The sequence below is a fragment of the Paraburkholderia sp. EB58 genome (assembly GCF_050436665.1).
Classification (GTDB): domain Bacteria; phylum Pseudomonadota; class Gammaproteobacteria; order Burkholderiales; family Burkholderiaceae; genus Paraburkholderia.
The window spans coordinates 1-19778 of record NZ_JBNDMQ010000016.1 but is presented as its reverse complement, the minus strand read 5'-3'; the positions used below and the strand labels follow the sequence as shown (position 1 = coordinate 19778).

The window sequence follows — 19778 nt, the reverse complement described above, 5'->3', positions numbered from 1 at the left end:
GGCGTCGCAATGATGCCCAACATATCGGCATAGCGACGATGTCGGTATCAACAAGGTCATGGAGGCCTTCAATGAACTACACAGAAGATTCGGCTGGCAACGCGCTGGCCGCAAAGGATCCAGCGCTGTTCGCCCATCAACACGAGGGCGCGGTCTCCTGGGGAGCGGTGTTCGCCGGCGGCGTCGGTGCGGCCGCCTTCGCGCTCATCTTGCTGACGCTGGGCACTGGGCTCGGACTGACCTCCATCTCCCCGTGGTCGTCGGGGACAGCGAATGCGAAGGCGTTCGGGTTTGCTGCCGTGATATGGGTTTGCGTCACCTCGATTCTCACGTCGGGGTTAGGCGGCTATCTCGCGGGACGGCTGCGCCGCCGCTGGCTGGCCGTCGAGATCGATGAAATTCAGTTTCGCGACACGGCGCACGGCTTCCTGAGCTGGGCTGTCGCGACGCTCTTCACCGCCGCCATCCTGAGCTCACCGGTATCAGGCATCGTGCGGGCCGGTACGCAGGCCGCCGCCGTAACTGGCGCAGAGAGCGGCTACGGCGCGATGCAACGCGGCAATGCCATGGCCGCGATGAACACGTGGCCGCTTGGCTACTTTGTCGATTCGCTGTTCCGCTTGCCAGCCGGCTCGCCCCCCGCCACAACTGCGGGTGCGACAGGCAACATCGAGCCGCGTCAGGAAGCAGCCCGCATCTTCCTGAATAGCGCTGCAACGGGTGATCAGTTGTCGCAGGAAGACACCGCCTATCTGGGCCGGCTAGTCGCGCAACACGCAGGCCTTACGCCGGACTCTGCGCAGGCTCGCGTGGCGGCCACCTATACGAGCTTTTTGCAAAAAATCACAGCGCTCGATGCGGCCGCAAAAGATGCTGCTGACAAGGCACGCAAAGTGACGATTGGTGCGTCGTTGTGGTTATTCATCTCGCTTCTGATGGGCGCGTTCTCCGCGACCCTGATGGCCACTCATGGCGGTCGGGTACGCCAGCTTTGATTAGCACCTCAATTTAATCACCGAAGGAGGTATATATGCGCTCAATTCTTCTTTATATGCTCGGCGTGCCAATTCCTATCATTATTCTCATCGCGCTGTTCTGGCATTAGGCGCTAGGCGTTAATGGCGGCGAGATTGCCGGGCTTTCACATTGCTCGACATGAAGGTCCGTGTTTTGCTGTCCGGAAACACCATCGCGACCTGCTCGCCGCTCGTCAACGCGACTTCTCCCGCACCGAATCTCGGCACGCGTACCGCGTCGCCCGGTGACCACGCATGCAGCTTCGACGCTGCGGCCAATGCGTCCGCTTCGAGCGACGTTTTGTCCACGGCGATCGACGGGTCCGCGGGGGCAATTTGAGCGGATTCATGCAGTTGTCGCATACGCCGCTGCGCTGCGTCGCGGGCGTATCGCCATAGTACGCGAGGATGGCGCGCCAACGGCACTGGCCAGCCTGCGCGTAATCAATCATGTGCTGCAGCGTTGCCTTGTCGTGCACGCTCAATACTTCGAATTGCGCAGCGGCTTTCGCCACCGCCTCTTGCACGGTATTTAGCTCGCCAACGCGTGTCCGCACGCGATAACGCCGCTGTCGGTCGCGGCCCGCGATACGGGCATCGACCAGCATACCGAGCGTCACTTCCACCTTGCCGCCACCCCCTCAGGCAGAGCGTCCTTGAGTTCCGCGAGCGTGACACCGGCAGGCGCTTCCTTGCATTGCGCGGCGAGCGCGTCATACACACGCTGCGCCAGTTCGACGCTCGGACACCGGCCAGCGAGAAAGAACTGCTGGATGCGCCGGTCATTCAGATCGAACAACAACACGCAGTCGGCCGGCTGCCCGTCGCGGCCCGCGCGGCCAGTTTCCTGGTAGTACGCATCGAGGCTGCCCGGCATCTGACAATGGACGACAAAGCGAATGTCGGGTTTGTCGATACCCATGCCGAACGCGTTGGTGGCGACCATCAGTCGTGTCGCGCCGGACATGAACGCCTCCTGCGTGGCTTCGCGCGCGGCCGGTGCCAGCTTGCCGTGATAACGCGACACGGACTCGGCCGCTTCTGCCAGCCATGCGTAACCCCCTTCTGCCTCCCGTACCGTCGTCGTGTAGATGATGCCGGTGCCCGCGATCGAAGCCACAACCTTGCGCAGTTGTTCCAGCTTGGCCTGTGACCCGCGCGGCGCCATCTTTGCCACCGCCCACGCTGACCTGCATGACGCGATACCGCAGGCTCTCACGCAATGTACCCGTGCGGACCACGCGTGGATCGCGCAGTCCCGGCGAACGTACGATGTCCCTCCAGCAGGGGCGCGGTTGCGGTCGCGGTGAGCGCGAGCACCGACGGTTGGCCAAGCGCCTTGACGGCATTGGCGATCTCAAGAAACGCGGCCGGAAGTCGTGACCCCATTGCGACACGCAATGCGCTTCGTCGATCACAACCAGTCCCACGCTCTGACCGGCGCTCGCCAGTAATACCTTCATGAACGCGGGCTGTACCAGCCGTTCTGGCTTGACAAAGACGATGCCGCTCTTGCCCGTGCCGATGCGTTGCAACGCCTCTCGCTCTTCGCGGCTGCGCAACGTGTTGTTCACCAACGTACAGTCGATACCCGCAGTCACCAGCTTGTCCGCCTGATCCTTCCTCAAGGCGATGAGCTGCGATACGACGAGCGTCGTATCGTCCAGATGCAACGCCGACAACTGATAGCAAAGGGATTTGCCGGCGCCAGTGGGCATGGTTGCCAGTGTGTCGCTCCGTTCCAGCACGCTGCGAATGACGTCTTCCTGGCCGGCGCGCAGTCGGGCAATGCCGCACATGTCACGCACGGTCTTCCGCGTGCTGCGAAGCCGCTGCTCTAGCGTCATATAGTTTCGATTTTCCAGTCGGCGTGCGCGATTTGCGCTTTCTGCTCTTGCGCGGTTGAACTTAAGGCTACGCTGAAAAAGGTCAACGGCGTTGAGCGGTGAATCGTTAAATGCGGATGAAACAAACGGACCCTTGCGATGGCAGCCGATCAAGGCGCCGGATTTGAACAGTACCGTCCGCCAACCAAGCGCGATGTGTTCCTTGAGACGATGGAGCAGATCGTGCCGTGGACGCAGTTGTGCGAGGTTGTCGAGCCCTACTATCCGAAGGGTCAAGGCGGACGCCCGCCAGTTGGTCTGGAGCGCATGCTGCGCATGCACTTTGTGCAGCATTGGTTCAACCTGGCGATGAAGCCTGCGAGGAAGCGCTTCTGGGCAGCACCGCATTGCGGCGATTCGTTGGGATTGACCTGGGGCGCGAGCGCGTGCCTGATGGCACGACGCTGTTGAAGTTCCGCAGACTGCTGGAGCGCAACAAGCTCGGCGAGCAGTTGTTTGCCAAGGTCGGCGAGGTACTGCAAGGGCGTGGCCTGAAGGTTGGCACCGGCACCATCGTGGATGCCACCATCATCGGTGCACCCAGTTCCACGAAGAACGCGGATAAGGCGCGAGACCCCGAAATGCATCAGACGAGGAAGGGCCAGCAGTGGTCCTTCGGGATGAAGCGGCACATCGGTGTGGATAGCCAGACGGGACTGGCACACAGCGCGGAGTGAGCGCTGCGAACGTGCATGACAAGCATCCGCTGCCGGCTTTGCTGCACGGCGCCGAGCGGCGTGTGTACGGTGACAGCGCCTATGCGAGCCAGAAGGAACTCATCGCCAGCAAGGCACCGCAAGCGAAGGACTTTACCAACCAGCGTGTGCGCAACCGTAGTGGCGAAGTCGACCAGACCAGGCGCACGAAGAACCGTAACACCTGGCGAAGAACGCCACGCGCGCCTTCACCGCACTGGCGTTGAGCGACATCTACATGAGCCGCGAGCGACTCATGGCACAGGTGCGTCCATGAGCGGCCAAAGTGGGTCGAGAGACCCGCTTATAAGGCCCTGCGGGGCCTGGAAATCGAACCAGTCGCGTCGCTGATCTCGCATTCCGAAATTTAGCTGCAAGCCGTCGGCGAAAGCGGCAGCTTCTTCAGCGTGGCCTTAAGCGGATCAGGCATTCACAAACGGTGTCCGTCTCCCTCGGCATCATGCCCGATTGCTGGCCAGGAACGTAGCGCATCATCATCCTGCGGCCGGTCTCGTCCGGGTTGCCCAATCGGCAACGAATCTGCAGAGCGTGTCGTCGGTGGCCGATGCGAGAGTGTAAGTGTAGCGAAGATCGAAGATCGCGGCCCTGAACCGCTCTTTTTCTTTCTTTTCCCGACGCGAGGTTCAGGCGGGCGTCGCCGCCGAAACGGGCGAGGGCCCGTCTCCCTCAAGGAGAGCGTTGCAGGCGCTTCCACGCCGTGTTGAACTCGTGTGTTGTGGAGAATTGCCGATTTCATTCGTTCGGACTGCGAGCAGAACTGTCACCGCAATGGTGCGTCAGACCGATGTTTCGAGGTTCCGACGGTGACACATCTGATGTGGTCTGCGGCTCGGGGCTCGAGATATCTATACACGATTTCGACGACTATTGAGACGGAACGATTGCCCCGCTTCCGACGCGCAGTAGCCAGAGCGACATTTCCATAAATCCGTTCTACTGCCGGTGATGAGTTCTTCGGGAGTGCGTACACCGCATCGCCTGGGAGGGGCGCCGATTGTCCGTCAACGCAAAGCAGGGAACACGTTTTGCTCAGCACTTTAAGGGCGCTAGCTGTGCCACGTGTGCAAGCCGGATTCCACTTCCGCATCACGTGGCCGGCCGGGCGTATCGCGATACAGCGGTACGGAAAAGTGTGTGAATCCCGCCCTTCACCCTGATATCAAGGAGACCAATGATGCGCAGGAGACAGTTCATTTTGACCACCGGTGCAGCGCTCGCGGTCGGCGGGATCGGGCTCGCGGGGTGCACGACCACACCGCCGAAATCCGCGTCGGGCAGCTCGGAAAACACCGATAAACGCCGAACCATTAACGCGGGCGTCGACACGACGCTGGCGCGCCTGTATTCATCGGCCGACGGTTCGCGCGAACTCGTCGCGAAAGCCCGCGGCGTGCTGGTTTTCCCCTCGGTCATCCAGGCCGGGTTCTGGGTCGGTGGCCAGTACGGAGAAGGCGCATTGCGCGTGGGTGGCCAGACTGTCGGCTACTACAGCACCGCCGGTGGCTCGTTCGGCCTGCAGCTCGGCGCGCAGTCCAAGGCGATCATTTTCCTGTTCATGACGCAGGATGCGCTGGACCGGTTCCGCAACAGCGAAGGCTGGGCAGCCGGGGTTGACGCAACGGTCGCCGCGGTTAAGGTCGGGGCAAACGGCAATATCGATACGTCAACCGCGACCGCGCCGGTAGAGGCCTTCGTGCTGACCAATGCCGGCCTGATGGCCGGCGTCTCGCTGGAAGGCACCAAGATCACGCGATTGAAGATCTGACGGTCACTCGATTTGCCCTGGGCGAGGGCATTGATCTTGAAATGGATAGCCGTGGGCTTCACTTCGTCTGCGTTGCGTGCGGTCACCGGAATATAGTGATCAACCAGCGCGGTGCGGACGGTCCGCATGAACTGGTGCGACCGGATGACAAGCGCTGAGATCGGATCTGCCGTGTCGGGCCGCGAAATTAAGCCGCTCAAACGCCGTTCGGATATAGGACAGGATGCCTGTCCCTCCGAGAAAAAAAGCCGGCGCGAGCGCCGGCGACAAAATTCTAGCGCTTCCGAGGGCGGGCTAGAACCTCAGAGAAGGGCGATTGTGCCGTGCATCCGGTTTTTTCATTTTATCGATAAGGACGCGAAAGTCCCGTCTGATCGCGTTTCGAGAAGTGAAGCACGTCTGGATTTCATGACTGCCGCGCTTCGGCGGCGAAACGTCTTCGTCCGCGGTTCCCGGTTGGTACGTGCGCAGGAGCTTGAGTGGTGGCGATCTCTTTCAACCTTGACGATGAAGCCAGAAACGAACCGCCGACCTGCCTGGTCGCCTCGCAACTGGTTGTTCGCGCTCGATCGAGCAAATGGCTAACGCTTGAACACTTGAGCGAATCCGGGAGCCTGTGGCTGAAGGGGATCTACTTTCGCTAGGCACGCGTGATGCGCATATTCGGTGACCATGCGCAAGTGTTGTAGTCGGAGGAAGCCATGTCTATCCAGTCTTATGCGCCATATCGCGGCTACTGCATCGAAGTTCACGTCACCCCCGCACGCGCATTCGCGATCGGGGGGATTGCGCGTCGATACCGGGTGTCATGGAGGGTTTCATCGCTCGAGCATCCGGAGCAGTCCATTGCAAGTTTTCCTGAGCAATTCGACTTTCTTTCCGAGCAAGAGGCTTCCAGGTACGGCGAAAATCGAGCGCATACGTACATCGATTCCATGGTGCGCGTTCCGTCCAGGATACGGGCAGGCGACGATAGATCGGAGCAATCGCACCCGGCCTGAGAGATTCGCTGTTGCGCTGTACACACTGACTCAGGATGAAGGAGTCTGAAATGACTACGTTTGGCATCGACGGCATACGCATTGATTCCGGTGGTCACACCACGCATGTTTGCTGGGCTCCCATTGACCTCAAGACGCTTGACTGCCTGTCCCCGACCAGGATAGTCGAGGTCGGCGACGTGGTCAAAGCAATCCGGGCGGGAGAAGTTTGCTGGTCCATTTTTACCCTCAGCGGTAAAAGGTTTCTGGGCCCAAAGATACGGGTCGTTGCGCACACCAATAGTCCCGATGGGATCGAGACGGATGTCCCCGACGGAAGTATCGAAAAGTCCATGGACGATCTCCCGCCGATTTGAGGAAGCACTGAAAAACTTTTGCGTATGCTTTGCGTTTCCTATGGCAAAAAAGCTTCCCCTGCCCGCGTGAGTCGCCCAGAAGCGTCCGCTCCTGAGCTGCCTTCCTGCGTGGTGCTGCCACTTCAAAAAGCTTCGTATGCCGGTGAGAACTGTTCGATCGGAGGCGCCGACGCGCGTTCGCCCAGTCAGTCCAGATCGTCTGTTCGTCCCGAACCACGGGGGAAAATTCGCTGCATATCCAAAGAGCGGGCGTAGGGCCGCCGACAAGGCGGACATCCCTTCCGATACAACATGCACTTTGGTCTGGATTCGTATGGCGGGAGCCGGCCGCGCGCCCCGCGACGGCGACTCAACGCTCGTGTGCGCTGCGTCAACGCCGCCACGCGCGTGCAAGACCCAGCGTAAGCCCCCTTGCCCCTGCGTACCGGGGGGAAGCAGCGGCATTTTGCTCGACGCCGGGTAGGGCCCGGTTCTTGCGCAGACTCGATGGCGTTAATGCCGCTGCTTTAGGTCGGCCGCCGGCGGCCTCATGCGACGCCTTGCTGTAGCGGCTGGCCAGTTTTGCGCTCAACCACTGGAGTATCGAGATGGACACGCAGAAGGCAGAAGGTGCAGTTCGGGAAGGCGCCGGCAAGGTGCAGGGCGCAGCAGGAGCACTGGTCGGCGACTCCGCGACGCAACTGGCAGGAAGGGCTCGGGAGCTTTCCGGCAAGGCGCAGGAGCTTTGCGCCGACTACGTCGGCATTGTTCGTGAAACGGCCGTCACCAAACCGTTCACCGCGCTGGCAGTCGTTGCCGCGGTGGGCTTTGTTGCCGGGGCCATCTGGCGCGCCGGGGGATCCACGCGCAACGACCGATAAAGTCGCGAGGGCCGACCAGCAGGACCCGGTTGGCCGCAGCGGTCACGACGTCAAGGACATATCACGCGAAACCGTGAGGTAGCGGTGGGCAAATGTACAGCCTGATGACGGCCGTTGCCTCTGCGAAAACAGGAAACTTCCTGGTAAATTTGGGCGTGGTGCTGCGACATCCTCGCCAGTCGTCATACGTGTCGGCGGCGCGATCACAACCGGAGCGATTCTAGTCGCCACGGTTTGTGGCACAGCCTGTTCGCGCTGGCTTTGCGCGTTGTGATTGTCGTGTCGATCTGCACGATGATGAATCCAGAACGCCGGCGCAGCGGATCTATCAATGTGCGCTACCGGGCGGGAGATGAATTGATCTACCACACTTATAGCGATCAATACGGGAAGTGGTCCGACGTCCCGAAAGAGCAATACGACCATTGGGACGGCGAGAAGCGCATCCTCCTGGTGGTGACGAATGAATGTGGGAGAAAGGTAACGCCACGGACGCCGATGGTTCTTCAAGAGATCGTGATGTCTGTAAGCAAGACATTCACTATCTATCAGGACCCGTTCTCTTTGGGTTCTTGCGTGGTGCGCGTCCCTGAACACCTCGTCGACGATGTCAAGTACGCCTGCCATGAAAGAGCGCCATCGATATACAAGGTTGATGTCTTCGCTATTCGGTAAATTTGATTCACCGCCGCAAAAGGGAGGGAGAAAGTGTGGGAGCAGCAATCGATTAGTTCCGATGGGCGAATCGGGCGGGCGGGATCGTAGAGATTGAGCTGGGGCTCGCTTTCCTCGTAGTCGGCGGCTTCGCAGGGAGCTGACTATGATGTACATGACATTTCCTGACCGTGCCGGCCGCGAATCGATGAGAAATGACAGAGAACACCGCGCCGAAACTCCTCGCTGCAGCGCGCACCGCCCGGTTCCGCTTTCTGGTGATGGCCCAGCCGGTCGGCCCACGCCGGCACCGGCAAGTAACTCCGAACTGATCGTATCGTGGAGGCTACGCGGATCTGGGCGGCATCTAGCTCCGCCGACTGCGACGGGAGCGACCGAAGGCACACGACCCCACAACGGTCCGTCCCGGCCCGGTGCCTTGCCCGGATCGATAATGACGATGCCGTCGGTGCGCTTGGCACTACCGCCCTCACGGCTCCGCCGGCGAGCGGCGGCATGGGCTTCCGGGTCGTATCACTTACCTTACCGGCTTCCTTGCTGAGATACCGCACTCGCCCATGCAGCAAGACCGCCGGCATTACGTCAGGTCGCCGCCGGCGGAACGGAGGAGACTGCCTGTCGCGTCCCAGACCTCGTTAGCGGTCCAGGAGCTCCTGCGACTGCTGTCAGTAGATCGGAAACACGAAGTCCGGCGTCGGCGTGAACTTGATGCCGGAGTTCGGACAGATAACGCGTCCCTTCACCGCGACCCGCTGCCCCAGATAAGGCAGCAGAAGCAAATGGTCCGGTACGCCTGCCTTCCCAAGCACGATATCGGTAACGACCCTGTCGTTGCACCAGATGTCCTGCTGCCACGGCAGGGTTTTCAGGGGCGGCTCGGCAGCCAGCGCAGCAGCCGCTGAGCCGGCCAGCAGGACAGCCGAGGCCAGCAGTGCCTGTGAGCGTTCTTGCATGATGCCGCTCCTAATCGGCGTGCAAACCAGCCTGGTTTCCCGGAGGCTGGCTGGTTTAGGTCAAAGGCGGTTCATAGCACACCGGTCAGCCACCTTTCCCGTTCTGATGCATCACGCTGCGGGCTTTGGCGTGATAAGCGCAAGGCTTGTTATGAACACGATCTTCGTTTTGATCTCCTGTTTGCTAAGCAACCAGGGTGTGGCCTGTAACCCTCTTCGAGGAGGCTGCCCCACGGCTCAGCGCAGTCGCCCGATGATCACTGGATTGGCGGCACCACGCCCAGTTTCTCGGCCAGCATGCGCTCATACACGCCGAAGTGCAGGTCAACTTCCTCCTGACTTACCGTCGTCACGATGATGTTCACCTGATCCGGCAGCAGGCCGAGCACCACCGCGATCGCCGCTTCCAGCTGCGGCGCACAAACGGGGTCTTCCGCCAGGGTCGTGCCCACGGCGATATCGAAGGTCTGTTCCTGCTGGAAGACGATCTCGACCAGCCGCGCGCGGGCGCTCATGTTGTTGTCGATCGCGAGCCGCACGACCTCCGCCACGCTACACATCGACTCCGTCGGGAAGCCTCTGGTCGAGCGCAGCCGGACGCGGTGCCTGCCAAGGGTGAGCCAGTCCGAATCGAATTCCATGGTGTCCTCCGGTTGGGTTCCAATGCACCGCGATAGTAGGATCTGCCAGGCGATTTTCAAGACCGGGATTTCATCACCGCCCCTTGAAATTTTCACGGTAAGTTCTATCTTTGATTTCGCTCAGGCAGATGCGCCGGTCACATCCGGTGCGCTGCGTGTTTCGATTTGTTTGCCAGCGGCCTGGCAGGCGAACTGGAGCGCGTAGGCCCGTTCGCCTCCTCGCTGCATTTAAGGAGGATACGATGAGTGATCTCTTTTCCGGAACTGACCTCTTCAGTGAGTTTGACCGTCTGCAGCGCCAGATGGACGGCCTGTTCGGCGGCTTCCCGTCCAGCATCCGCTCGGGCCGCTTCGGGGCCTTTCCACAGGTGAATATCGGTACGACCGACGACTCGATCGAAATCGTCGCGTTCGCGCCCGGTCTCAGGCCGGCCGACCTCGAGCTGTCGATCGACAAGGGCCTGCTGACAATCAGCGGTGAGCGCAAGCCCGCCCAGGGTGAAAGCGATGACAAAACCCGCGACGACCCCCGCATCTATGCACAGGAGCGGTTCGCCGGCAGTTTCCGGCGTGTGATCGAGCTACCGCAGAATGCGGACCCTGACAGGGTGCAGGCGCGCTACACCAACGGTTGCCTGTCGATCAGCGTCGGCAAGCGCGAAGCGTCGAAGCCGCGAGCTATCACCGTCCAGTAACACCAGCTATTCGAGGAGCAAGCCATGAACGACAGGACACAGGTTGCTGAACGCGACCAGGAAGCAGTAACACGACGCGAGGGCGACCGGCCGGCACGACGGATGACGCTCACACCGGCTGTCGACGTGTTCGAGGACAGCCAGGGCATCACGCTGTGGGCGGATCTGCCTGGCGTCACAAAGGACAAACTCGACGTGAAGGTGCACGACGGCAACCTTTATATCGAGGCTGAAGCAGTTGTGCCGACACCCGCCGGTCTGCGGCTGCAGCACGCTGAGATCCGTGAACCGCGTTTCGCGCGCGCGTTCTCGCTCAGCCCGGACTTTGACACATCGAAGATCGATGCAAACCTGCAGGACGGCGTGCTGAAACTGACGATTCCGCGTCGCGACGAAGCACGCCCGCGAAGGATCGAGGTGCAGGCGAACTGAGCCCGGAAGACAATCAAGGACGGCAGGAGAAAAACTGGTGGCGGCCGCGAGGTCGCCACCGCCCGGTTCGTGGACGTGCGGCTGCAGACATCATGCACGAATGGTGGCGCGGGGACACGGCCAGCACCTGGGCCGTGCCGCTGCGCGGGTCCGCAAGCGGACTGGCCGTCGCTGACGGCTATATCGCGCTGGCCAGGATCAGGCGTAATGCGCAGCTGTTAGCCGACTGGCATCTGCCGCGTCACGCCCAGAGCGGTAGCTGGCCGCTGCTTACGCGCAGCCTGCGCACGCCGTCAGGCTGGCCGCAACCGGTGTATTCGCGAGCGCTGACGCCAAATGAGGGCGGCGGCTCGCGGGGCGCAGTCCAGGGAAGTCAGGAGAAACGTTGCAGTTGAGCGCAATGACGCACATCCGGCCCTGCTGTCAGACCATACAGGAGCAGAAGATGCACACCGACCCGAGAAAGTGGAACCCTTTCAAATTTCTCCGCGGTGCAGGGCGCAAGCCCGATGCGGACAGTCCGCAGAGTCCGTCGGCCAGCGATCCGTGGCGTGTGGGGCTGTCTGACATTCCGCGACTATTCTCTCGCGATCCGTGGCGTGCGATGGAGGATTTCTTTCACGATCCGTTTGCAGCCCGGGGGGCGCTGGAACGATGGTTTGGCGACTTCAGCTCATCGCGTTTCCAGCCGCGCATCGACGTGGTCGACGAGGGGAAGATACTGCGCGTGACTGTCGAGTTGCCAGGTATGGAGAGGGAGGATCTGAACGTCAGCGTCGAGGATGGGGCGCTGGTGTTGCGCGGCGAGAAAAGACAGGATGTGCGCAGCGAGGAAGATGGCTGCTATCGGCTTGAGCGCGCATACGGGACCTTCACGCGGACGATCCCGATGCCGGAAAACGCCGACGCTGACCACGCTCTCGCGAAGTTCGACAAGGGTGTACTTACATTGACCGTGCCGAAACAGGAGGCGTCGCAATCCGCGAGCCATACGATTGATATTGGCTAGCGTCGGGCGGCGACGTGGCGCTTGCGAGGTGAATGAATGGGTAGCCCGCCATGCGGGCGATAGCTACCGGCCAATGCGATGTTTTTCCTCAGTCTCCCGGTGACGCTCCTCGACGGACGTGCGGAGGCACGCACTGGTGCTCGTCAGAGATGCGTGGCGCGGGTTGTCACGCACGGTACGAAGATCGGCGCCGACCGGCCATCCGCGATCCAGCGGTGAAGCGCGGCGCGCGTGAGCGGCTTCATGGATTTGTCCGGCGGCAGCAGGCGTGGCGAGTCTTCATGGCGGAAGGACAGGGCGGACACGCCGCGCTCGCGCTCCCACCGGAGAATCTTGAACGCTCCCCGGGTGTTTGGCGCTTGCTGCCAACAGGGACTCGTTGGGCGCTGCCTACTGCCAGTGGCCCGCAAATGTCTACTCCGCGGGGCGACTTGCAATTCGCCGATGCACGGACGAAACCTTAGCGTCCCAGGGCGCAAAAGGGCACGTCTGTACGTTTGTCAGCTGACCGCTATCCGAAAATCAAGGGGAGGGGCACTTTAAACCAATTCGATTTGCAAACCACCAGTCGATCAAGGTCCGCGCTTCGGACTGCATTGCAATGCTGAAATTGAGAGCACTCACGTTGGACTTATCCGCATCCTTGCCGAACCCTGTGGGAACGTCATGACGCCCAAGGCTGTCCGTTCGCTCAAACGTTACCTCGCACATCCAGTGCGTCGGGGTCTCTTCGAGAATCATGCGAACCCGAAATCCGCGGTACGTCTCGATCTCATGTGAAATCATCCGGCCCTCCCAAAGCATGTTTTTTTTCTTCTGATAATTCTACGAGCAACGATGCGATTGTATATGGCGGTTCGTTGGAGGATGGTGACTTGCGTCGGCGTCATCCGCCAGACGTTCGGCGATTTTGGTCAAGCTTCAGGATCTCTTAAGGTTGTGTTTGCATCCATCCGAATTGTCGGGAACGTGCGATGGGCGGGAACAGCAAAATCGAATGCCGACCATACATTTACTCCATGGGGAAAAACTTGCCAGAAGGTCGGCCCGGGCTGCGATCACCGCTACGCCGAGACGCAGTGCGCGCTTCGGCGGCAGAGGCGCCGTCAACTGGGGACCGGGCGCGCCGCGGAGCAGACGTCGACCGCAAACTGGCGCAAACCGGCTCCAGCGAAATGCGCAGCATGCGGGCCGCCCCTTCAGCAAGCATGGCGCGCCGGCCCCGCCCCGCTCGGTGACGAGAGTCGCGCGCGTCACGTTTTGCCGTTTGGCAACCTTGAAAAATCCCGCCAGGTGGCGCTCCTCGAATCGATGCAACGCGGCGAACTGGCGGGCGACGCGTGGGACGGCATGTCCGCCACACTTTCCTTCGCCGGATCGCCCTCCCGCGCGGCCTTGCAAACAGTTTGTGTCTTGTGGGCAAGAATCTCATCGCGCAGTCGAATCAGGCCATTTACGGCACGTTCGACGAAGAAATCCGCTGGTACAGCGGGCGCCTTCGTTTGCGATCACCAAACACTGGAACTACAACGATACCGGTAAGGACCTACCCTGCTGGGGAGGCGTGCAAAACGGCCGTGGCTTCTGGCGCGATGCGTTGGCCGGCGAGATGGACAAGTACAACCATCAGGCCGGGCGGAAGATCATCGGCGAAACGTTGCCGCAGGAACGCAACCGCGTGACCCTAGCCGCCGAAAAGGATCAGCACCGTTGAGTTCATGCGGGCGTCGCCCGCGCGATGCTGCGCACTGCCATCGGTCGACGCGAGGAGTCCACGCATGTCCGACACCAAAGACCAGTTCAGGATGCAGGAACCCTTAAAGCAGTACCCGTGGTGACGTATTCGCTGGCCGGCGCGCAATTCGGCTATGACATGCTCCGGACGTGCACGCTGTCGTATCCCGTCGATCGGGCAGCGCTTCGCGCATAGTCGGACGCGTGCTCAGCGATGTTGCAACAACACTTTGTTCATGATGACGCGCGACGAATTCGAGAATGTAACCGGCGTGATTGTTGCGAACTGTAACGGTGCGCCGCATGCGGGGACCGGCAGGTCATAAACCGCTTGCAGTTCCCGCCTGCTAGGGAAAACGGACTACTGCGTACCTTGCTGTTACCCGGCGCAGCACCTTATGCTTGCTGCAGGGGAGGCACGTATCGGGACCACGCACGGCATGCGAGGGTTCAGGTTGCCTCTTCCGGCCATCGCTTCGCTAAACGGCACGGCGCTTGCTCAGCGTCATCAGGTCTACGCTTATTTCAACGCGCTGCCGCCGAGAGCCTGAGTTTCAATGAGCAGTGGGTTGGAATCAGAGCGGATGCTGTATCGATAGGAAATGAGCGGATGGTAAGGGTTGCGAAGACAGCGCAACGGCTCACCGGGCGCTGATACTTCCGCTCCGACTGGGCAACGGGTCTCGCACAGTAACTCCTACCTGTGCTCCGGAGAAGGTCATGAAGACGATGGATAACCGCGCACTATTATTCGTCGCCGCTCACCCAGCGCAATTTGTTGTCCAGGTGGTGAAGGCCTTCCGGCAAAATCAGGGATTGCTGCTCGCCGGCGCGATTGCGTACTACGCGTTGCTTTCGATTGTGCCACTACTCATCCTGGTCGCGATTGCGTTCAGTCACTTCGTCGGCCAGCAATTGCTGCTGGATACGTTGAGGCGTTTGCTTGAATGGCTCGTGCCAGGCCAATCGGATGCGATCGTCGTTGAGCTGGACAACTTTCTCACGCATCGTTCGGTGGTCGGCTGGTTTCTCGTCGTCACGATGGTCTTCTTCAGTTCGCTGGCTTTCACCGTGCTGGAAAACGCGCTGTCGATCATCTTCGTGCACCGGGTCGTCGTTCGGCGCCGCCATTTTTTGCTGTCTGCGATCCTCCCTTACCTGTTCAGCCTCTCGCTAGGGGTCGGCGTATTGCTTGTCACGTTAGTGTCGAGCAGTCTGCAGGCAGTCGCTACCGACACGGTAACGCTTTTAGGACACAGCGTTTCGCTGACGGGCACCACGCGCGTCGTGCTTTATCTGTTGGGCGTGGCGGGGGAAATTTTTGTCCTGACCGCGATCTATCTGGTGATACCCGCTGGCCGCACGACGCCATATCACGCACTGGCGGGTGCGGTGGCTGCCGCCGCGTTGTGGGAGATTACGCGCCGCGTGCTGGTTTGGTACTTCGCAACCCTGTCGCAGGTGAGCGTGGTCTACGGCTCGCTGACAACGGCTATTGTCGTGCTGTTCAGTCTGGAAGCGCTGGCGACCTTGCTACTGTTCGGCGCGCAATTGATCGCGGAATACGAACGCCTGAACTACGCGCCGGGAGGCCCGGCACCAAGGCCACTTGACACGCGTTAGACAGCCTTGGCCGCCGCTCGCGGTAGAAGACGTCGTCGTCCACGAAGGCGACCGGCGACTGGCTCACCGCGCCGCATCATAACCCCGCGCTGTTGCGGGTTCGACAGCACTGCCATGTTCATGCGCGGCAGGCAGGAATTGGATGCGCGGTCTTCCATACGTGTTCTCGTGCCGTTCGCGGCCTTCATCCTGTCGCCATGCGCAGGGGTGCCTTTGATTTTCGTGCATTTTTCCGGTAAGGGCACGTAAGCCTGGCGCGGCTCAGCCTGCGGCCCCGTATAAATTTTCATTCCAATCAAGTACCTACTGACTACTCGCTTGGGGGACTCGCACTTGCGTCATGGCGGGAGCACCCCGGTGCGCTCCAAAAAGGGTGTTGAAAAGCCAACAATGCAGACGCCGTTTGCATTATTGATTCAACTGGCAGGACTCGACAGCCTAGGCTCGACGACTGGCGGTCGATGCGTGCAGATCACTCGCGAGACTTGGAAGGATTCGTCGCGCGTACCGCGCCACCGGGAAGCTGAATGTCCCGCGCAGATTGATGCCCTCCAGGTGGGTCGGCGCGATCCGCCTTAACTGTTCAGATTCCAGTGGCTGGCCCGTGGCAGCCTGTATTTCTCCCAGGACGCGTTGCATGTGGGTGGTGTTCCATGCCATCAGGATATTCGCTAGAAGCGTCAGTGCAGAGGAAACCGCCGAGAGTGATTCCTGATGTCGGGCCAGTTCAACGGGAATCTTGCCGATATGGATTGCGCGTTGAACGTTGTGTACGACTTCACCGCGGTTCAACACATGCTGCAACTCGGTCCTGAATGCGGTATTTGTGAAATAGTCGATCAGAAAAATGCTTCTGAACAGACGCCCGATGTGAACGCCACCTTCATACACAGCCTGCCCACGCGCTGCTGAGCCAAAGCGGGTGACGACCGGCAAATATATTGACGGCACGCCGCTGTACCGGATGTAACACGCGCTGGCCCGTGCGGGCATTCCGGGGGCCGCGGCACGCTCGCGAAATGGATCATCAGGCCTGCAGAGCTGCACTATCGCCGGCTGTACGAAGCGATGCGTCAGACACTGTTGTCGCAGCCGCTGATTCACGGCGACGAGACGACGGTGCAGGTTCTGAAGGAAGAAGGCAAGAGCGCGCAAAGCAAGTCATACATGTGGACGTACCGCAGCGCACAGGACAGCGAACAGCCGGTGGTGCTGTTCGATTACCAGCCGGGACGCGGGCAGCAATATCCGCAGGCGTTTCTCGCCGGCTGCGACGGCATGCTGATGACCGACGGCTACAGCGCCTGGCGCACGCTCGAAGGCGTGACCCACTTCGGATGCATGGCCCATTCGCGGCGCCTGTTCGTCGACGCGCACAAGGGGCAGAAGAAGAAAGCCGGTGGTCGCGCGCTGCAGGCGCTTGAGTACTTCAAGGCGCTCCATCAGGTCGAGACGCTTGCTCGGGCAGAACTGCCCGTTGGCCAGACCCGGGCCCCCTACGCGTACCGGCTGCGACAGCAACACAGCGTGCCGTTGCTAGAAGCGCTCAAGACATGGCTGGATACGCAGGCGCCCCAGGTTCTGCCTGAGAGCCTGTTGGGCAAGGCGATCGGCTACACGAGAAACCAATGGGAATATTTAAGCCGCTACGTGATTGATGGGCGTGCGCCCGTGGATAACATTCTGGAGAGACATCAGGCCATTTGCAACAGCGAGACATTCGTGGCTCTTCTCTGACACAGTTGCGGGCGCGAAGGCGAGTGCCATGGTCTACAGCCTCGTGCTGACGTGCCGGGCCTGCAACTTCGAGCCCTACGCCTATCTGCATCATGTGCTGACCGAAATGCCACAACGGACATCGGACGCGGACATCAGCGACCTGCTGCCGTTTAATTTCGCCAAACGAGTGCAGCTCGCTACAACCCACCCCTGAAGCACGCCGATCTGGGGTCCAGTCCGCATTCTCCACGAGCTCCGGCATAAGTCGATCATTGTTCGGCAACGTGCGCGTGCTCGCTATCGCGGCGCGGACGCCAGCGCGTCGCAACCGCGACCTCGGCTAAAATAGCTGGGTGCTCGCTCTCGCATCAACCAGGAAATCATCCCATGACCAGGACAAATCTCAGGTCCATCAGCATTGCTCCCGACCATAACAAGTCTCAACTGTCGAAGGGGCAAAAGGCGTTCAACACGCTGATCAAGCAGATCGAAAAGCGGCGCGCCCGGCTGAGTGCCTGGGAGGCTGCAATGCCTGCCTTCCAGCGGAAATATCTAAGCGAGTTCGCTCCCCTTGAACAAACTTCCATCGAATTGCGGGCCAGGCTCGTGCATCGCCTGGACCAGGCGTACGGTCAGAAGGGACTGACCAAATCCGAGCTGCGCACGATTGCAGATTTGATCAGCGACCTGGCAGGTGAGCTGGTCGCCCAGAGCGACGATCCGGAGCTTAAAACGATTTACAACCGATACAGCGAATCCGACTATGACAGTGAAGCCGCCGCCGAGTTGGATGACATGAAGTCAGCGCTCGAAGCTATGCTCGGGGTCGAGTTGGGCGACGACGTTGATATGAGTTCGCCCGAGGATGTGCTGCAGCGCGCCCATGCGCAAATGGAACAGCTGCAGGCACAAGATGCACTCGAAAACCAGGTTCGGGAAGCGCGCCGCGCCAAACGAAAAAAGACGCCCAGGCAACTCGCAGCAGAGGCACGAGAACAAGTTGAGCAGGCCGAACTGAGCTTATCCATCCGCGAGGTCTATCGCAAACTGGCCAGCGCCTTGCATCCCGACCGCGAAACCGATCCGCAGGAGCGTGATCGGAAGACCGCTCTGATGCAAAGGGCCAACCAGGCTTATAGCAAAAACAGCCTGTTGCAATTACTTGAGTTGCAGTTGGAGCTGGAACATATCGACCAAAGCGCCATCAACAACATCGGCGAAGACCGGTTGAAACACTACAACAAGATTCTGAAGGAACAGGTCGGTGAACTTGACCACGAAATCCTGCATGTTGAGAACGGATTCAAGCACAGCTACGGAATTCCACCCTTCATCGATGTGTCGCCCAGCACCATCATGCGCAATCTTGCCGCTGATATCTTCTCGCTGCAGGAGAGCCTCCACGCCCTTGAACGTGACCTGTTCGTATTCGATGACGTCAAGCAACTTAAGGGCTGGCTAAAGTTCGTGAAACGGTCCTTAGCCACGCCGCGTTTCGACGATATGCCGTTCTAGGGGGAGCTCCGCTCCCATACTTCTTCCGTAGTGTGGAGAAAACACCGCTTACGATGTCGGGACGGGCGACGCCGGTGCGTCCGTAAGGGTTCCCTATGCGCATTTGTCCGACGCGCAGGCGCCAATGAATGTGTCACAGCATGCCGGCGCAAATAAACCAACCCGTTCGTCATCACGAGTTCGCTGAATTGTCCACGCAAAACGTAGCGGGCCACCGCTCCCGAGGAAGCGATTCGATGCTGATTCCGCGTTCGTCTCATGTGCCCCTTCAATCGGACGATCGAAGCACCGTCTGAGTGGCCAAAATTGTTGTTGGATGCCTGCCCACATTCACTGCACCGTGAGCGTGCCACGGCGGTGCGGGCATCTCCATTCGTTGCGCTCCGATCCCCTGGCACAGCGGCAACCGGGCTCGAGTGAACGGTCCCAGTTGGCAAGGTTTGGCTTCGTGCGCCGAAAGCAGAGCTGGGGTGCGCGCATGAGCAACACACAACGCTAGTCGCTGCAATTGGCGCCCACCCGGCCGAAGCGACCCCACCATCGATCACGTGGAGCTGGTCACCACGCTATGGCAATCCCAGGGGCGGCAAGAATGGCCCTCGCGGCGCCGCTTAGGAGGGCAGGACACCTGTTGTGAGAAATAAGAGCGCTTTTGCAACCGATCGCTTAGCGTCAAACGGGATCTTTGCCGCATTTGCTCTGATTTGCTCCGTTCCAATCATTGCCATGATTGAAGCGATAGCCTTTGCTGTGCGCAATGATAAAGACTCGGCCCCCCCGAAAACAGTAGCCACTTCGTCTGGCACCTGTGCGAGCGCAATACGGCGAGCAACCATATCTCGTGAAAGTCCCAAGTCGACCGCGATCTGTCGTTGGGAAGTCCAAACGCCATCGTTGAGCATAGCTCGATAGAAACGCCCATAGTCCACTGCAGCCGCATTCCGTTTAAATTTGGAATGCTGACTAATTGCTTTGGCGCGATCGGTTAGCGCGGCCGGTCCAGATCCGTTTGATACTTTGCGCGACCCGTTCGCACAGTAAAGTTTAGGAGGCCATTTAAAAGATCCTCAATCAAGGTCAAATGCGCTGGGCGCGATCAAATTTGAAGTGCAACACCTTCCTCGTGTAAGGTGCGCACATGCAAAAAAGAACTTACCAACAATTGCAGCCTGAAGAACGCAT

At 60.2% G+C, this 19778-nt stretch carries 16 protein-coding genes and 8 pseudogenes; 15 read left to right on the top strand and 9 right to left on the bottom strand.

Annotated elements, in window-relative coordinates; genetic code table 11:
- Nucleotides 1-71 precede the first annotated feature (71 nt).
- The gene (locus P3T40_RS22835; RefSeq protein WP_429269987.1) at nt 72-995 is read left to right on the top strand and encodes a hypothetical protein; all 924 of its coding nucleotides are present in this window, start codon (nt 72-74) and stop codon (nt 993-995) included.
- A 120-nt stretch (nt 996-1115) separates the two neighbouring features.
- Here P3T40_RS22835 and P3T40_RS22830 read toward each other — a convergent pair whose 3' ends face one another.
- The 5 genes and pseudogenes from P3T40_RS22830 to P3T40_RS22810 all read right to left on the bottom strand — a co-directional run.
- Nucleotides 1116-1379: a hypothetical protein gene (locus P3T40_RS22830; RefSeq protein ID WP_429270146.1), complete on the bottom strand. Its 264-nt coding sequence runs from the start codon at nt 1377-1379 to the stop codon at nt 1116-1118.
- 44 nt (nt 1380-1423) lie between these two features.
- Nucleotides 1424-1468: pseudogene (locus tag P3T40_RS22825) on the bottom strand (hypothetical protein); the annotation flags it as partial.
- Nucleotides 1469-1632: 164 nt separating this feature from the next.
- Nucleotides 1633-2184, bottom strand: coding sequence for a helicase-related protein (locus P3T40_RS22820; RefSeq protein WP_429269986.1), 552 nt, complete (start codon nt 2182-2184; stop codon nt 1633-1635).
- A 47-nt stretch (nt 2185-2231) separates the two neighbouring features.
- Entirely contained in the window at nt 2232-2405 is a 174-nt protein-coding gene (locus P3T40_RS22815; protein ID WP_429269985.1) for a hypothetical protein, read from the bottom strand.
- Nucleotides 2406-2443: 38 nt separating this feature from the next.
- A pseudogene (locus tag P3T40_RS22810) lies at nt 2444-2815 on the bottom strand (DEAD/DEAH box helicase); the annotation flags it as partial.
- Nucleotides 2816-3001: 186 nt separating this feature from the next.
- Between P3T40_RS22810 and P3T40_RS22805 the strand changes: the two are divergent.
- The 5 genes and pseudogenes from P3T40_RS22805 (at nt 3002) to P3T40_RS22785 (ending at nt 8275) form a co-directional block, all read left to right on the top strand.
- Nucleotides 3002-3874 (top strand): annotated as a pseudogene (locus P3T40_RS22805) (IS5 family transposase).
- A 918-nt stretch (nt 3875-4792) separates the two neighbouring features.
- Nucleotides 4793-5383 (top strand): BPSL1445 family SYLF domain-containing lipoprotein, encoded by a 591-nt coding sequence (locus P3T40_RS22800; RefSeq protein ID WP_429269984.1) that lies wholly within the window; start codon nt 4793-4795, stop codon nt 5381-5383.
- Nucleotides 5384-6434: 1051 nt separating this feature from the next.
- Nucleotides 6435-6740, top strand: coding sequence for a hypothetical protein (locus P3T40_RS22795; RefSeq protein WP_429269983.1), 306 nt, complete (start codon nt 6435-6437; stop codon nt 6738-6740).
- Nucleotides 6741-7327: 587 nt separating this feature from the next.
- The gene (locus P3T40_RS22790) at nt 7328-7600 is read left to right on the top strand and encodes a CsbD family protein (protein ID WP_429269982.1); all 273 of its coding nucleotides are present in this window, start codon (nt 7328-7330) and stop codon (nt 7598-7600) included.
- Between the two features lie 234 nt (nt 7601-7834).
- Nucleotides 7835-8275, top strand: coding sequence for a hypothetical protein (locus P3T40_RS22785; RefSeq protein ID WP_429269981.1), 441 nt, complete (start codon nt 7835-7837; stop codon nt 8273-8275).
- A gap of 665 nt (nt 8276-8940) precedes the next feature.
- Here the strand turns inward: P3T40_RS22785 and P3T40_RS22780 are convergent.
- Together P3T40_RS22780 and P3T40_RS22775 are read right to left on the bottom strand one after the other, a co-directional pair.
- Nucleotides 8941-9228 (bottom strand): hypothetical protein, encoded by a 288-nt coding sequence (locus P3T40_RS22780; RefSeq protein ID WP_429269980.1) that lies wholly within the window; start codon nt 9226-9228, stop codon nt 8941-8943.
- Between the two features lie 257 nt (nt 9229-9485).
- A complete protein-coding gene (locus P3T40_RS22775; protein ID WP_429269979.1) occupies nt 9486-9869 on the bottom strand; it encodes a hypothetical protein in 384 nt (127 codons plus the stop codon).
- A gap of 242 nt (nt 9870-10111) precedes the next feature.
- Here P3T40_RS22775 and P3T40_RS22770 point away from each other — a divergent pair, with 242 nt between their 5' ends.
- The 4 genes from P3T40_RS22770 to P3T40_RS22755 all read left to right on the top strand — a co-directional run bounded on the left by P3T40_RS22770 (nt 10112) and on the right by P3T40_RS22755 (nt 12005).
- Complete coding sequence (locus P3T40_RS22770) at nt 10112-10564, top strand: Hsp20/alpha crystallin family protein (RefSeq protein ID WP_429269978.1); 453 nt, start codon at nt 10112-10114, stop codon at nt 10562-10564.
- Nucleotides 10565-10588: 24 nt separating this feature from the next.
- Nucleotides 10589-10996 (top strand): Hsp20/alpha crystallin family protein, encoded by a 408-nt coding sequence (locus tag P3T40_RS22765; RefSeq protein ID WP_429269977.1) that lies wholly within the window; start codon nt 10589-10591, stop codon nt 10994-10996.
- Nucleotides 10997-11088: 92 nt separating this feature from the next.
- Nucleotides 11089-11391 carry a hypothetical protein gene (locus P3T40_RS22760; protein WP_429269976.1) on the top strand — a complete coding sequence of 101 codons (303 nt, stop codon included), beginning with the start codon at nt 11089-11091 and terminating at the stop codon, nt 11389-11391.
- A gap of 50 nt (nt 11392-11441) precedes the next feature.
- The gene (locus tag P3T40_RS22755) at nt 11442-12005 is read left to right on the top strand and encodes an Hsp20/alpha crystallin family protein (RefSeq protein WP_429269975.1); all 564 of its coding nucleotides are present in this window, start codon (nt 11442-11444) and stop codon (nt 12003-12005) included.
- Between the two features lie 63 nt (nt 12006-12068).
- On the opposite strand, the pseudogene P3T40_RS22750 reads toward P3T40_RS22755, so the two are convergent.
- Nucleotides 12069-12228 (bottom strand): annotated as a pseudogene (locus P3T40_RS22750) (tyrosine-type recombinase/integrase); the annotation flags it as partial.
- 751 nt (nt 12229-12979) lie between these two features.
- On the opposite strand from P3T40_RS22750, the pseudogene P3T40_RS22745 reads away from it, so the two are divergent.
- The 3 genes and pseudogenes from P3T40_RS22745 to P3T40_RS22735 all read left to right on the top strand — a co-directional run.
- Nucleotides 12980-13169, top strand: a pseudogene (locus P3T40_RS22745) (DUF5131 family protein); the annotation flags it as partial.
- Between the two features lie 221 nt (nt 13170-13390).
- Nucleotides 13391-13713: pseudogene (locus tag P3T40_RS22740) on the top strand (GMC family oxidoreductase); the annotation flags it as partial.
- A gap of 746 nt (nt 13714-14459) precedes the next feature.
- Nucleotides 14460-15362 carry a YihY/virulence factor BrkB family protein gene (locus tag P3T40_RS22735; RefSeq protein WP_429269974.1) on the top strand — a complete coding sequence of 301 codons (903 nt, stop codon included), beginning with the start codon at nt 14460-14462 and terminating at the stop codon, nt 15360-15362.
- Between the two features lie 438 nt (nt 15363-15800).
- Here the strand turns inward: P3T40_RS22735 and P3T40_RS22730 are convergent.
- Nucleotides 15801-16289: pseudogene (locus P3T40_RS22730) on the bottom strand (Tn3 family transposase); the annotation flags it as partial.
- Nucleotides 16290-16296: 7 nt separating this feature from the next.
- Here P3T40_RS22730 and tnpC point away from each other — a divergent pair.
- A pseudogene (gene tnpC, locus P3T40_RS22725) lies at nt 16297-17295 on the top strand (IS66 family transposase); the annotation flags it as partial.
- A gap of 173 nt (nt 17296-17468) precedes the next feature.
- Nucleotides 17469-18596 (top strand): molecular chaperone DnaJ, encoded by a 1128-nt coding sequence (locus tag P3T40_RS22720; RefSeq protein ID WP_429269973.1) that lies wholly within the window; start codon nt 17469-17471, stop codon nt 18594-18596.
- Nucleotides 18597-19778: the final 1182 nt, after the last annotated feature.

Coding starts and splice junctions, on each gene's coding strand:
- P3T40_RS22830 (WP_429270146.1), bottom strand. CDS start 1,379: ATGCGACAACTGCATGAATCCGCTCAAATTGCCCCCGCGGACCCGTCG.
- P3T40_RS22820 (WP_429269986.1), bottom strand. CDS start 2,184: ATGGCGCCGCGCGGGTCACAGGCCAAGCTGGAACAACTGCGCAAGGTT.
- P3T40_RS22815 (WP_429269985.1), bottom strand. CDS start 2,405: ATGGGGTCACGACTTCCGGCCGCGTTTCTTGAGATCGCCAATGCCGTC.
- P3T40_RS22755 (WP_429269975.1), top strand. CDS start 11,442: ATGCACACCGACCCGAGAAAGTGGAACCCTTTCAAATTTCTCCGCGGT.
- P3T40_RS22760 (WP_429269976.1), top strand. CDS start 11,089: ATGCACGAATGGTGGCGCGGGGACACGGCCAGCACCTGGGCCGTGCCG.
- P3T40_RS22775 (WP_429269979.1), bottom strand. CDS start 9,869: ATGGAATTCGATTCGGACTGGCTCACCCTTGGCAGGCACCGCGTCCGG.
- P3T40_RS22770 (WP_429269978.1), top strand. CDS start 10,112: ATGAGTGATCTCTTTTCCGGAACTGACCTCTTCAGTGAGTTTGACCGT.
- P3T40_RS22795 (WP_429269983.1), top strand. CDS start 6,435: ATGACTACGTTTGGCATCGACGGCATACGCATTGATTCCGGTGGTCAC.
- P3T40_RS22835 (WP_429269987.1), top strand. CDS start 72: ATGAACTACACAGAAGATTCGGCTGGCAACGCGCTGGCCGCAAAGGAT.
- P3T40_RS22735 (WP_429269974.1), top strand. CDS start 14,460: ATGAAGACGATGGATAACCGCGCACTATTATTCGTCGCCGCTCACCCA.
- P3T40_RS22790 (WP_429269982.1), top strand. CDS start 7,328: ATGGACACGCAGAAGGCAGAAGGTGCAGTTCGGGAAGGCGCCGGCAAG.
- P3T40_RS22780 (WP_429269980.1), bottom strand. CDS start 9,228: ATGCAAGAACGCTCACAGGCACTGCTGGCCTCGGCTGTCCTGCTGGCC.
- P3T40_RS22800 (WP_429269984.1), top strand. CDS start 4,793: ATGCGCAGGAGACAGTTCATTTTGACCACCGGTGCAGCGCTCGCGGTC.
- P3T40_RS22720 (WP_429269973.1), top strand. CDS start 17,469: ATGACCAGGACAAATCTCAGGTCCATCAGCATTGCTCCCGACCATAAC.
- P3T40_RS22765 (WP_429269977.1), top strand. CDS start 10,589: ATGAACGACAGGACACAGGTTGCTGAACGCGACCAGGAAGCAGTAACA.